Genomic DNA, 15,005 nt, shown 5'->3' on the forward strand with positions numbered 1-15,005 from the left:
CGGTTAATCGTAAAACGATACAAAAACTTGTACCAATCAATTAACAAACTGATAATAAACCATTTAAAATAAAAAACCGCACACCTTATGTACGCAAGCGGACATAGGGTGTACGGATATGATACAGTGTTAGTGACTGGTAGCCCGCTCGAAATCTGCCCCGGTTGAGGAGATTTTTTAAAGCCCTCCCTTCCGGGGAGGGTTTGGGTGGGGCTCACTCACTTCTCAAACTCTTCACCGGATTTACCGATGCTGCCTTTACTGCCTGGAAACCAATGGTCACAAATGCGATGATCAAAGCAATAATTCCCGCAAGCAGGAATACCCACCAGCTCGATAGCAGGGTTATCTTGAAGGCAAAATTACTTTCCAGCCATTCATGCATCAGCCAACCGGCTATAGGTAATCCAATAGCTGCTGCAATCAGCACGAGGATTAAAAAGTCCCTGGACAGCTCCCCTACTATTTGCGGTACGTTTGCGCCCAGCACCTTGCGTATACCTATCTCCTTTACCCTTTGTGATATGGTAAATGCCGAGAGGCCAAACAATCCAAGACAGGCGATAAATATGGCAAGGCACGAAAATATAGTAACTAACTGGCTTTCCTGCTGTTCGCTTACGTACAGCTTCTGAAAACGTTCGTCAAGGAAAGTGTAATCAAAAGGTACATCAGGTACATATTGATGCCAGGTATCGCGGATGGTACTGACCGCAGATTGCGCATTATTGCCATTCACCTTTATCGATATAGTGTTGTAGTAACCACTTTTAGGTGGCGGAAGCAGGAATATCATAGGGATAATTCCCTGGTGCAGCGATTCGAAATGAAAATCGCGTACCACGCCTATCACCTTTCCTTTTGTACCCCCGTAGATCATATCTTTCCCAATAGCGTTCTGAGCTGTTTTCCAGCCCAGTTGCCGAACGGCGGTTTCGTTGATCACGTAGTTGGCTGTGTCGGTAGGAAATGCGCGGGAAAAGTTGCGGCCGGCCGCCATCTGCATACCATAAGTTGAAACGAAACCATAGTCCGTGGTTATGTATTTCAGTTCGATATTGGTTGGCGTGGTTTTACCGCCCTCGATAACCTGCGCTCCCTGGTCGTCCAGCAAGCGTCCCGATGGTATACGTGACGAACGGCCCACATCTTTAACGGCCGGATTTTTTAGCAATTCCTGCCGGAACGATTCAAATTGATTGGTTAAAGTGCCCGAATAGGCTGTAGTTAATATATGGTCCTTATTAAAGCCCAGCGATGCAGTTTGAATAAAACGCAGCTGCTGAAAAACTATGCTGGTTGCTACGATTAAAATGATGGATATGGAAAACTGTAATACCACTAAAACCTTTCGGAAAGAGATATTGCCGCCACCAACTTTTAGCATGCCTTTAAGTACCTGTACCGGTTTGAACGACGACATAAAAATTGCAGGATATATACCACTTACTAATCCTATCACAAATGGCAGGCACAAAACGCCCAGCAGGATATTCCATTTGAATAGGCTGTTAAACTGGAGATTGAGATGCGAGATTCCATTAATATACGGGAGTAAAATCCATGTGAGGCCGACTGCAAAAACCAAAGCTACCCAGGTAACCAGCACAGATTCGCCTAAAAACTGCCTGATGATCTCTTTACGCTGGGCGCCGATAACTTTACGGACGCCGATCTCCTTGGCGCGTAAAGCTGAGCGCGCGGTAGAAAGATTCATATAATTGATACAGGCTATAATCAGGATGAATGCCGCAATAATTGAAAAGATATATACGCGTTTTGTGTTGCCATTGGGTTCCATCTCGTCATCCAGGTGCGATTGTAAATGGATGTCGGTCAGTTTTTGTATCGTCAGTTTTGTGGCCTGGTGTGTTTTTACATTAGGCGGCATGCCCGGAAGGTGCACATATTTATCCAGAAAGGCATTTAACTGCCCGCTTATCACCTGCATGTTATACCCTTTAGGCATCAGTAGGTAAGTGTAAAAAGAATTATTGCCGAAATTGGTCTCTAACTGCTTTTCACCATATATGGCAGTATCCTTCAGTGTGTTGAACGACATCAATATATTGGGGTGCATGTGCGAATTAGACGGCAGCGGTTCAAAAACACCTGTTACCTTGAACTCATGTTTGATATTGTCCAAAATAATGGTTTTGTTGATCGGGTCCTCATTGCCGAAATACTTTTTGGCTATTTCGTCAGTAAGCATAACGCTGTAGGGATCGTTTAATGCTGTTTTTTTGTCGCCCTGGGTAACATTTACACTGAAAACGTCAAAGAAATTCTCATCGGCAAAAGCGCCGCTCTTCTCATTAAACAACTTGTCCTTATACTTGAAGATAGTGGTGCCGTTCGGCAAAATGCGCGTTACTTTTTCAATGTCAGGGAAGGCATTCTTCAACAAAGGACCGAATGGCGGAGCGACCGCGCTCAGGTGCAGGTTTTCTTCGCCGTTACGCGAATAAAAAATGCGTGTTACCCGGTAAGTGCGGTCGGCGTTTACGTTGAACTTATCATAGCTCAGTTCATTGATGATATAAGTAATAATGAGCAGGCAACAGGTGAGTCCGACCGTGAGGCCAAATATATTGATGAACGAAATGAACTTGTGCCGCGCAATGTTACGGCAGGCGCTTCTGAGATAATTTTTTATCATGACGGGGAAATTTGTGCGTTACTATATTCGTACTAATCAATAAGACAACTTCCCGGAAAGAAACGTTACAATGGGTTGTTAGTTAATTTGCGATCGGTGATTAGTTAAGTAATATCGCATAAAAGCGGAATTAACCAATCACCAATCTACTCATAACAAGTTAAAACCCTTCAATCACTCCGAACGAAGGCTCTTAACCGGGTTCGCTATTGCTGCTTTGATCGATTGAAAACTGATCGTGATAAAAGCGATCAGTAATGCAGCCGTCCCTGCCAGTACGAATACCCACCAGTGAATTTCAACCCGGTAAGCAAAATCCTGCAGCCACTTGTACATGGCAAACCATGTAAGCGGGAAAGAAATTAAAACGGCGATCAAAACCAGTTTAAGAAATTCAGCTGAAAGCATCACCGTGATCGTCCCGGATGAAGCTCCCAGCACCTTGCGGATACCGATCTCCTTTACCCGTTGCTTTATCATGAATGCCGCCAGGCCAAATAAACCCAGCCCTGCTATAATGACAGCAATAACTGCAAACGAAGTAAATATCCTGCCTGTGCGTTGTTCTGCAGAATATAATGACGCGAACTGTTCGTCCACAAAATAATAACTGAACGGCCCTTCGGCTTTATAATCGGTCCATTGCTTTTTGATGTCCGCCAGTAAGCTGCTCATATTGGCTGTTTTCACTTTCAGCACAATGGCGCCATGCCGGTGAACGGGCAGCAGCATTAGCGGCGCCACCTTTTCTTTTGCTGAAGTATAATTGAAATCCCTAACCACACCCACTACGGTATAGGCCCTTCTACCCGATCTTACTATCGACCTCCCGATCGGATCAACATTCCCCCAACCCAGTTCGCGTTGTGCCGCCTCGTTGATAACAACCGATGCCGAATCCGCCGGGAAATCAGGCGATATGTTTCTGCCCTTTGCAAGCTTGATCCCGAAGGTCGGCAGGTAATTGGCGTCTACCTGGTAAATATTGCAGTGGATCTCGCTCCGCGTCTCATCCGAAGCGTGGTCTTGCGCATATATTTGAGTTCCGCCTACATTTCCGTTTCCGGGGATATTGGTTGAGACCGTGGCGTTTACTATACGGCTGTCGTGCGTTAATTGATCTTTAAAGGCGTACTCGTTATTACCCAGGGTATAAGTGTCATTCAAAACTAATAACTGATCTTTATCATATCCCAGTTTTTTGTTTTGCATAAAATTCAATTGCTGGTATACAATAAAGGTGGCTATGATCAAAGCTGTAGAAACCGTAAACTGGAATACCACAAGGCTGCTCTGTAAAAAATTCTTTTTCGCTGGCTCGGTTCCGGTAGTACCCTTCAACACATTCAGTATCTTGAATGACGATATAAAAAAAGCAGGGTATAAGCCTGCCGAAATGCCGACCAGTAATATTACAGCTGCACCAATTGTTATGGCTTTGAAATTCAAAAAGAACCCCATAGTTATATGCTTTCCGGCCAGGTCGTTAAAATAGGGCAATAACACGAAAACCAGTCCCAATGCCAGCAGCATGGAAAATAGTGTAAGCATAACCGATTCGACCAAAAACTGCGTAACCAGCCATTCTTTTAGCGAACCCAATACTTTGCGGATACCTACCTCTTTAGAACGCCTTGCCGAACTTGCCGTGGAAAGATTGGTAAAATTGATACAGGCAAGCAATAAAATGAATATAGCCAATGCGCCGAAAATGTACACATAGCTAATGTCGCCGTTAGGCTCCATATCAAATTTAGTGGATGTATGCAGGTGGATATCGGTTATGGGTTTTAAATAAAAAACGAAAGTATTCACAGCCTTTTGTGCCTCAGCCAGGCTAACACCCATATCACGCTGCACTTCGGGCACCACGTATTTGGCTACCAGTTGAGGAAATTGTTTTTCAAGCTTTTTAGGATCGGCGTTCTTATCCAGTAGCAAATAAGTGTAAAAACCAACATTGCTCCAGGTTTGCTGCATTTGCGGCTCTATGGTCGACATGCTGATGAAAGCATCATAATGGAAATGTGAGTTATCGGGTACTTTATCAATTACCCCGGTAACCTTAAAAACTTCATTCCCGGCTTTTAGTGTTTTCCCGACAGCTTGTTCATCGCCGAAATATTTTTTAGCAAGGGCGCTGTTGAGCACAATACTATGAGGTTCGTTCAAAGCGGTTCTGTCATCGCCCTGCAGCAACGGTATCGAGAATAAGCGCAGGAAGTTTGCATCCGCATAAACGGTTTTCTGCTCTTTAAACTCCCTGTCTTTGTAATTAAAAAATGCGGGCTTACCATTTGTGAGCCTTGTATAGTCTAAAATTTGCGGGAATGTGCGTTTCATGCCGGGGCCAACTGCAACATCGGGCATTGGAAAATCGGAAGTACCTCCGTTACCCAATGCGTTAAGCCCTACCCTGTAAAGCTGCTTCGAGTTAACCGAATAGGTATCATAAGTAAGTTCGGAATACAGGTACGACGCAATGAACATACAGCAGGTTAAACCCACCGCCAGCCCGGACACGTTAATAAAAGAGAATACTTTGTTTTTGGCCAGGTTACGCCAGGCGGTTTTAAGGTAATTCCGTATCATAAACCAGTTTTTTAGAATTGTTTATATTCAAGAATGTGCCAGTTTTGTATCCAATTGATTATAAACAATTTAGAAATCTTTCTGTATACGAAAGTGTTCGTAAATAGAACACTTGCTGTACGGCGGTGATACAGGGTTGGTTGGCAGTTGGTTAATAGAGAATAGGTAATAACCCGCCACTATTTATTCACCATTCACCATTGACATTCACAAAATCACTCGCTTCTCAAGCTTTTCACAGGGTTCGCCAAAGCGGCTTTTACAGCCTGGAAACTTACCGTAAGCAGAGCCACAACTATCGTTATTAAACCGGCCAGCGCAATTACCCACCAGCTTAAAGCTACGTGATATTCATAATTGTTCAGCCATTTGCTTAACGACCAGATGGATACCGGCACAGCCAATACAATAGCGATGCTTACCAGTACCAGGAAGTCTTTCGATAACAAAGCTGCAAGGTTGCTTACGCTGGCCCCCAGCACTTTTCGCACACCTATCTCTTTGGTGCGCTGCTCTGCCGCGTATGCAGCTAATCCAAACAGCCCAAGGCATGAGATCACAATAGCAAGGCCGCCAAACAGATTAGCGAGCATGGCCAATACTTTTTCGTTCTCAAACTTCCTGGCAAAATCGGCGTCCACAAAATTGACAACAGGCGGGTATGCCGGGTTGATCTCTTTCAGTGTCTTGTTGATCTGGTCGACACAAGCCGTTATGCTCTTATCAGGATTCAGCCTCAGGTCTATTTCATCGGCACCGGAGTTCACAAAGCCGGTTATCATTGGCGGCACCTTTTGATAAGGCGAACCGCGTACAAAATCTTTATAAACACCGATGATAGTATAAGGTCTTCCGCCCCATTTAATCTCTGCTCCAACAGTTTCTTTCAAATTCATCAGTTTGGCCGCTGTCTCGTTTATCATCATAGTTTTCCCGGCTGTATCTATAGGGTACTGACTGGAGAACTCGCGACCTGCAATTAATTTAATACCGGTAGTTTTTGTGAAATCATAACCAGCGTTCAGTATCTCGAACAGTATTTTCTGATCAGGTTGCTTACCCTGCCATTCAACGCCCCAGGTATTGTTGCCGGTTTCGGAAATGCTCATCGAAAGTTGTGTCCCACCTGTTATTGCACCTTTTCTTTTTAATTCGTCGATAAACACATCGGCTTTTTTATCAAGGTTTCCTTCGGCAGAAATCTCAACCATGTTGTTTTTATCAAAGCCGATAGGTTTATCCTGGATATACCTGATCTGCCTGTATATACATATCGTAGCAGTGATGAGGAAAACCGCCAGGCCAAACTGCAGCACCACTAACACTTTGCGTACCGACAGCGCTCCTTTACCGCCTTTGAACATTCCTTTAAGTACTTTGATGGGCTGAAAAGATGACAAATAAAAGGCCGGGTAGCTTCCGGACACAAAACCGGAAACAGCCGCCAGTGCGACAATAAATGCCCATGTGGTCCAGTCGCTGTAAGGGAACGACATCTTAATGTTGAAGTAGTTATTGAATGGCGAAATAACGAGGATCATAACTACAACTGCCAGCATTGTTGACAAAAACGACAAGATCATGGACTCGGTAATAAATTGGCCGATGATAAGCTTACGGCTTGAGCCTATTGCTTTGCGAATACCAACTTCTTTGGCCCTTTCTTCGGATCGTGCTGTTGAAAGGTTCATAAAGTTGACGCATGCCACCAGTAAAATACACAAGGCCAGTATTTCAAATAAATGTACCTGGCTTATCATCCCCCCAACCGATTTGCCATTTTCAAAATTTGAATACAAGTGAATTTTGGCGAACGGAAACAGGAACAATTCGTTCTTGTTGTTCTTATCATGGCGCTCTACCATCCCCTTCATTACCCGGTTCGCCTGCGCAAGCGATGCGGGGTCCTTTAATTGAACAAAAGTGCGGGCATAATTGCTGCCCCAGCCTGCGTCTTTCGTCCATGTATTTTCGGCCTCAAAAAGGGTCCATGGTATAATGAAATCAAACTGGAAGGATGCGTTGGCCGGCACGTTATCTATTACGCCGGTTACCAGTAACGGCGACTTATTATTACGGGTAACCGTTTTACCCATGGCATTGTCACTTCCAAATAATGTTTTTGCAAGATCTTTTGTAATAACAATGGAATTTGGCCTTGTCAACGCTGAAGCCGCGCTCCCTTCAATGAAATGATAGGAAAATATGGAAACATAAGCCGGGTCGGCAAACAGGCCCGCTTTTTTAAAGCTGTTATTATTGTACGTCAGCAAGCCGCCTGCGTTGTAACTTATTACCCTTGCAGTTTGTACCACTCCCGGGATTTCTTCTTTTATAGAAAACGCAGCTTGTTTTGGTGTAGCCGCAAAGGTATATATCTTTCCATCGCCCGGCTGATTATTCTCGACAAGGTAAATGTTATTAAGATTTTTAAACTGATGATCGAAATTTAAATGATACGAAACATATAGCAAAAGCAGCAGGCAGCTGGCTATCCCAAGCGTCAATCCGCCAGCATTGATCAATGAAAAGCTTGCATGCTTTTTAATATTTCTCCAGGCGGTTTTGATATAGTTTCTTATCATAGGTTGGCTTATTAATTCGTTTTGGTGGTATCAATCTTAAAAAAGATCAGCTTTACTATAAAAATACTAAAGCTGATCCCTGTAGTCAATATTTGGAAAACAATTTTAGTTCAAAGTAAGGTTAACGCGGTTGCTGCCATTTACATCTACCGATATACCACCGCCATTCAGCTTGCCTTCAATACGGTCCTTTTCTTTTGTTCCGTTGAAACTGCCGCCACCCAGTTCGGCGGTTACCTTATCGGCACGCAGGTTCAGGTCAAAGCCTTGTTTTGATGGCAGTTCCAGGTCGACATGGCCGCCACTGGCATCTATCTTGACAAATTTCGAGGCTTCCTTTAATTGTGCATGGATACTGCCGCCACTGGTGTAAGTATCCAGGCTGCAAGCTAAATTGGTTAGGTTAATGCTGCCGCCTGAAGTACCTGTTTTCAATTCACCTTTAATATTGTTAGCTCCAACACTGCCGCCGCTGGTCTCAGCTCCTATCTTACCGCTCAGATCCTCAAGGCGGATAGAGCCGCCTGATGTTTCTAAATGGATATTTCCTGAACAGTTACTAGCTCTTATGCTGCCGCCGCTTGTTTCCAGGTCAATGTTGTCTTTGGAGTTCATAAGCGTGATGCTGCCACCCGAAGTACGGCCGCGGATATTGCCTGTCAGCTTATCTATATGAAGGCTGCCACCGCTGGTCTCAAATACTTCCTGCCCGCTAAGATTATCGAGGTGAATACTGCCGCCACTGGTTTCCAGCTTTGTAGCTACATTTTGAGGCACGTATACTTTAAAACCGATATTTAACGACCGGCGCCAATCCCAGTTATGATCGTGCTTGTTTTTGGCAATAGCTTTCAATTCGCCGCCGCTTGTAGTTATGTCAAGTGTATAATTTTCTTCAAGACGTTTTTTGATCTCGTCTTTCGACAAGTTAGACAGGCCATTGTTGCCCGAAACGTACACTTCTATCCTGGGTTCTTCACCTGAAGCGCCACTTACCGAAATGCTGCCGCCCGATGTGGAAACATATACATTCTTGATACCTGCATTGCTCAGCGATTTGGTTAGGTACGGGGTTTTGTTATCCTGCGCTAAGGTTGTTAACCCCTGGCATGCTGCTATAAAGAGAATTAAATATTTTTTCATGATCCTATGGTTTATTATTGATTTGTTTATCTGTTAGTTGAAGCGAACACTTACATTTCCATTTGCCGAAACGTCGACCGGAGATCCACCGCCATTAACTGTGCCGTGCACATGTTCTTTATCCCAATCACCTTTAAATCCGCTAAATTGACTTTGTTCTACCTTATCGCCGCGCAGGTTAAGATCGAGCCCCTGTTTTGCGGGCAGCTCCACCTCTACATTGCCGGCGCTGCTGCTTAACCGGAGGTATTTGCCTACATGTTTCATTTCGGCCGATAAACTGCCACCGCTGGTGTTAGCCTGTAAGGCGCAGTCCATGTTCCTTAGGTCGATGCCTCCGCCGCTGGTGCCGGTAACCAATTCACCTTCGATATTATTACCCCTGATGCCGCCGCCGCTGGTGTGTGCATCAATATCTCCTTTCAGATCATCCAGTTCAAGGCCGCCGCCTGATGTCACCAGGTGTATTTTTCCGTTGCAGCCCCTGGCAGTTATACCTCCGCCGCTTGTGTTCAGGTCAATGTCGTTGTCCGAATTTGTAACCCTGATGCCGCCGCCTGACGTTCTGCCGCGTATAACACCACTTAAGCGGTCGATATTTAACCCGCCGCCGCTTGTTTTAAAGGTTTCATTTCCTTTAAGGTTATCCAGGCTAATGCCGCCGCCGCTCGTCTGAAGATCGGTCGAAACATTTTGCGGAACATATATTTTGAAGGAGATACTAATTCCGTTGTTCCAGTTGTGAAACTCGTGCCTTGTTTTCACAACAGCCTTCAGATCATGCCCATTAACATCAATGCTCATTTCGTAATCTTCGGCTAATTTCTTCTCGATCTCAGCCTTTGAAAGGTCATGATTGTTGTTCCCCCTGATATACACTTCGATACGCGGCGCTTCACCGCTTCTGCCGCTTACCAGTATTCCTCCTGCCGAAGTGCTTACCTCCACATGGCTGATAGCATCATTGGCTAATGATTTGGTCATATAGGGAGTTTTGTCGTCCTGCGCCAAAGCGAATGTGGTTTGGCAGGCGACGATAAATAGTGTTAAAAAGGTTTTCATTGCTTTTTGAGTTGTTTATATCTATCAGACAGTAATTCCTTTAAATACGTTGCACGCAGTTCGTATTTATTTTATTCAGACCTTAAACTTTTCACCGGGTTTGCGGTGGCTGATTTTATAGTCTGGTAACTGATGGTTATGATAGCTATCAGTATCGCACCCAAACCTGATAAGGCAAAGAGCCACCAACTAAGCGTTATTTTGTAAGCATAATTTTGCAGCCATTTATTAGCAAAATACCAGGCAACGGGAGAGGCGACTATAATAGAGATCAAAATCAGTTTAATAAAGTCTTTAGATAGTGTAACTGATATAGCTGATACAGAAGCACCTAATACTTTTCGTATACCGATCTCTTTTATTTTCATTTCGGCGATGAAAGTTGTTAAACCGAATAATCCCAATGCAGCCAGCGTTAGTATCAGGAAGCTGAACGTAGCGAACATTTGCTGCAATTTTTGTTCAGCGGCATATTGCTTATTAAGCTCCTGGTCTACCCATGCGTAGTCAAATACTTTATCCGGGAAGAAATGCTGCCAGGCCTTGTAAAGTTTTGTCAGGACAGCTTTCTCTGACCCGGGTTGAATTCGCATCAGCATACTTCCGTAGCGCATACTTTTGGACGCGCTGATAAATACCGGCTTCATATCCTCTTTCAGCGACTCATTGTTGAAATTATTGATAATTCCAACTGGAGTGCCAGTCGCGCCTTTAACAGTTTGTCCAAGCGTTTTTATAGAAAACATTTTTGCCGTGTAAGCAGATATAAGCATAGATTGATCAATCCTGGCTGAATCCAGCTTATTCCCGCCTTTCGCCATTAGTGAATCGGCGTTTATGGCATCCTTGCTAAATTTGGGGTCAAGCAGACGCCCCTTCAACAGGTGAAATTTCATAGTATTCACAAAATCAAAATCAGCATTGATATACCAAACCTTCAATTTGTTACCTTTCTGAGTCGGATCGTCCGCGTTAAGCGTCATATATCCGCCACCGCCGCTTTCGGGATACCAGGTTGCTATGCTTGCATTTTCAACACCCGGAATGGATAATACCTGGTGTTTAAAAGCGTTGCCTTTTCCATTCCAATCTAAATCGCTGAAACGAAGCAGGTTATTTTTATCATAACCCAAATCCTTATTGTCCATAAAGTGCAGCTGCTTTTGTACAATGATAGTAACCGTAAGGACGGCCACAGATATAGTGAACTGAATGACCACGAGCGCCTTTCTGAGAAAATTGCTGCCAACGTGCTCACTAATCTTCCCTTTCAACGTCGAAATTGGGTTTTGCGCTGAAACTAATAAGGCTGGATATATGCCTGTAAGCACACTAACAATCAGCATAATACCGCAGGTTATACCAAACAATAAAATATTATTTTGCAGCGTAATGGTTAACGGGTGACCGAGATAGGTTTCAACAGGTTTCAAAAACGCTATGTATAGAAACATACTTAACCCAAATGAGATGCAGAAAAACAATAGGGATTCGAAAAGGAATTGTGCTATCAGTTCGCGCCTGTCGGCGCCCAGGACCTTGCGTATACCTGCTTCGCGAACGCGTTTTAAAGCGCGCGCAGTTGTAAGGTTCACAAAATTAATACACGCTATAAGCAGCAGGAATATTGCTACGCCCGAAAAGATATATACATTTTTAATATCACCTTTAACATCTCCGCCTCCCGACAGATCAGCTGACCTGAGATAAATATCCTTCATGGGTTGAAGGCTAACTGAATAATGCATCTCCTTATTAGCGAAATAACCAGCGATCCATTTATTGGCCTTGCTTTGTAATACTTTTGCGGATGCCCCTGGTTTCAGTAATAGGTATTGCTCTGCATAAGTGCCGTAACCTTCAGCATGCACAATATCATCATCCGGCCTCATTTGGCCTATCGTAAGTATGTCCGCCCGCAGCGTGGAATTCGCAGGGATATCTTTTATAACGCCGGTTATCATATAACTGACAGGTTTACCAAACTCTGGCAGATCGACAACTATTTTCCCTACGGGGTCTGAATTGGGGAAATATAGTTTCCTGACTTTTTCGGATATGACCATGTTGTCATAGCCTTTAACAAACACTTGTGGTTTACCTTCAACCACATCAAAGTTCAGAACATCCCAAACAGATGGCTCGGCCGATAATGTATGAATTTTAACACCGTCTTTATCGCTCCCCATTTTAAAGCGCTGGTTCGCGGTGTGCATGCGGCAATATTCCTCCACTTCGGGGAAAGTCTTTTTAAAGGTCGGTCCCAGGCCGGTAAAGCTTTGCGGGAACTGCTGAATAGCATTTTTGCTGCTTTGGTCAATGCTAATGATACGATAAATATTGTCTGCGTTTTTCCATTGATGATCGTACGACAGATCGTCCAAAACAACCGTTGCTACCAGCAAACAGGCTGTAAGGCCGATAGTAAGGCCTGCGATATTTATCAACGAATAAAGTTTATTGCGTTGAATATTTCTGAGCGCGATCTTAAAATAGTTTTTTATCATAACTTAAAATTGCTTGTTAATTGGCCACCTTTTGCAGCAATTTTATTCACTTCGCAAACTCTTCACCGGGTTTGCCGTAGCCGCTTTAATTGCCTGGAAGCTGATGGTTATCAATGCAATTACTATAGAAACTATTGCAGCAGTGAAAAATATGATCCATGAAAGATCAATGCGGTAAGCAAAGTCCTTTAACCACTCGTGCATGGCCCACACCGCAAGCGGTATAGCGATGATATTGGCGATCAGTACCAGCTTAAGGAAATTTATTGATAATAACACTACTATGCGCTGCACAGATGCCCCCAATACCTTCCGTACACCGATCTCTTTCACTCGTTTTTCAGCGGAATACGAAGCTAAGCCAAACAGGCCGAGGCAGGATATAAATATCGCGAGCCCCGAAAGTATTCCTACGATCTGGCTTTTCTGGCTGTCAGCTTTATAAACTTCGTTAAAATGATCGTCAAGAAACTGGTAATCTATCGGGCTGTCCGGGTTAATACTATTCCATTTCGATTTGATAAATGCAATTGCTTCGGCGGTACGGGCCCCGTTTATTTTAACCGACACATTGCCAAAACCAAATTTCCGGGCGCTGATCATAAACAGCGGCTCAACTTTGTAATGCAATGAGTTGAAATTGAAATTTTTGGCGATGCCGACGATCGTTCCCAACGAATCAAAACCAAAATGCTCACCTACCAGGGATGATAATGATCGTTTAGGGTGATCTTTTAACAGTTCGCGCCCAAGGGATTCATTTACAATATATTGCTTTGCGTCCATCGCCGTATCGCCCGAGAAATTATTACCGTAAAGCAGTTTCATATTATATAATGAGAGGTAATTACTGTCAACCACCAGCAGCGTCGTGCCCAGGTCCTGCCGCGGCCCGTCGTGCGGACGGAACGTTACACCGGTCTGATCGAGATGGCTGCCCAGGATGTCCTGCGATGCGGTAACACCCTGTACCAATGTATTGCCCGAAAGTGCATTTTTAAATTTATCGTAGTTTTTATAAGTGATGCCGTCCAGTTTCACGTTAACAATCTGGTCGCGGTTATAGCCGGGGTCCTGTTTCTGCATGAAATTCAGCTGCCGCAACACGAACACGGTAGCTATCATCAGGAATATAGCGCTTGAGAACTGTGTCACCACCAGCACATTTCTCATAAGTCCTTTATTTTTCCCTACCTGTATAGAGCCTTTCAGCACCGTAACGGCCCTAAAAGAGGATAGATAAATAGCAGGATAAATCCCCGACAGAAGGCCAACGAGTATGGTGCCCCCAAAAACAGTACCTAACACTCCAAAATTATTAAACACGTTTAAGGTAATGTCCCTTTCGCTTAGGTTGTTGATATAAGGCAATGATAATTCGACAAGAATTACAGCAAAAACCAGCGAAATAAGTGAGATCAGCACCGTTTCGCTCAGGAACTGTGCGGCCAACTGGAAACGGTACGCTCCAATCGATTTTCGTATGCCCACCTCTTTCGCACGCTCCACCGATCTCGCGGTTGAAAGGTTAATAAAATTAACACAGGCGATCACCAGCACGATGAGCGCGATAATGGCAAAAAGATTGGTGGTTTTTTTATCAAACTTTTGAAAATTGATATAATCCAGGCCTATATCTGCCGCGCCGGCATGAACATCCTTGTACTTTAGCAGGAACAACTGATAATACTTCCAGCCATCGCCTTTCAGGTATTTTTTCAGGTAAGCCGGGAATTTGGCCTCCATGGCTGCCTGGTTTGTTCCGGGAGCGAGCACAAAATAGGTATCAAGCCAGTTGCCGCCCCAATTTTTATACATATCAGGGTTAATTATTGTATTGAACGAAAGCAAAGCATCGAACTGTAGCTGAGAGTTTTTTGGAACATTGGCCAAAACGCCCGTCACTACAAAAGTGGTGGTATCATTGCTGTAATGCGTTATGGTTTTCCCTATCGGGTCTTCGTCGCCAAAAAGTTTATGTGCCGTTTCTTCGGTAATCATAGCCGAATGAGGTTTCAGCAATCCCGTCAGTTTATCGCCTTTGATAACCTGGAAGTTGAATATCTTCAGAAAGGTGGAATCCACAAAAAATGCCTGCGGCAGGAATATTTTTTTATCCTTTTCCGTCATTTGGTATTTCTGCCGCCACGATATCCTGGTAAAGGTCTTTATCTCGGGAAACTCCTGCTGCAGCGTAGGCCCCATCGGAAACATGGATAAAGCCACCTTTTGCTTGGCGCCTTCACTACCGATAGTTTGAACTTCGTTAAGGCGGTAGATATTTTGTGTCTGGAAGTTATCAAAGCTTTTTTCGTAGTGAACAAAAAGCATGATAACGATACAAGCCGCCATACCTACAGCCAGGCCGATAATATTAATGGCCGAAAAAACCCGGTTCTTCCACAGATTGCGCCAGGCTACTTTGAGATAATTTTTTATCATGGTAATTGGTTCATT

At 44.1% G+C, this 15,005-nt stretch carries 7 protein-coding genes; all 7 read right to left on the bottom strand.

Features of this window, described 5'->3' with window-relative positions; genetic code table 11:
- Positions 1 to 214 precede the first annotated feature (214 nt).
- The 7 genes from VL525_RS22570 to VL525_RS22600 all read right to left on the bottom strand — a co-directional run bounded on the left by VL525_RS22570 (position 215) and on the right by VL525_RS22600 (position 14,990).
- A complete protein-coding gene (locus VL525_RS22570; protein WP_325389994.1) occupies positions 215 to 2,659 on the bottom strand; it encodes an ABC transporter permease in 2,445 nt (814 codons plus the stop codon).
- A 174-nt stretch (positions 2,660 to 2,833) separates the two neighbouring features.
- Positions 2,834 to 5,251 (bottom strand): ABC transporter permease, encoded by a 2,418-nt coding sequence (locus VL525_RS22575; protein ID WP_325389996.1) that lies wholly within the window; start codon positions 5,249 to 5,251, stop codon positions 2,834 to 2,836.
- A 215-nt stretch (positions 5,252 to 5,466) separates the two neighbouring features.
- Positions 5,467 to 7,836, bottom strand: a complete 2,370-nt coding sequence (locus VL525_RS22580; protein ID WP_325389998.1) for an ABC transporter permease — start codon at positions 7,834 to 7,836, stop codon at positions 5,467 to 5,469.
- A gap of 105 nt (positions 7,837 to 7,941) precedes the next feature.
- The gene (locus VL525_RS22585) at positions 7,942 to 8,979 is read right to left on the bottom strand and encodes a DUF4097 family beta strand repeat-containing protein (protein WP_325390000.1); all 1,038 of its coding nucleotides are present in this window, start codon (positions 8,977 to 8,979) and stop codon (positions 7,942 to 7,944) included.
- 33 nt (positions 8,980 to 9,012) lie between these two features.
- Complete coding sequence (locus VL525_RS22590) at positions 9,013 to 10,041, bottom strand: DUF4097 family beta strand repeat-containing protein (RefSeq protein WP_325390002.1); 1,029 nt, start codon at positions 10,039 to 10,041, stop codon at positions 9,013 to 9,015.
- 71 nt (positions 10,042 to 10,112) lie between these two features.
- Positions 10,113 to 12,548 carry an FtsX-like permease family protein gene (locus VL525_RS22595; RefSeq protein ID WP_325390004.1) on the bottom strand — a complete coding sequence of 812 codons (2,436 nt, stop codon included), beginning with the start codon at positions 12,546 to 12,548 and terminating at the stop codon, positions 10,113 to 10,115.
- Between the two features lie 42 nt (positions 12,549 to 12,590).
- The gene (locus tag VL525_RS22600) at positions 12,591 to 14,990 is read right to left on the bottom strand and encodes an ABC transporter permease (protein ID WP_325390006.1); all 2,400 of its coding nucleotides are present in this window, start codon (positions 14,988 to 14,990) and stop codon (positions 12,591 to 12,593) included.
- Positions 14,991 to 15,005 lie beyond the last annotated feature (15 nt).

Source organism: Mucilaginibacter sp., from assembly GCF_035492695.1.
GTDB lineage: Bacteria > Bacteroidota > Bacteroidia > Sphingobacteriales > Sphingobacteriaceae > Mucilaginibacter.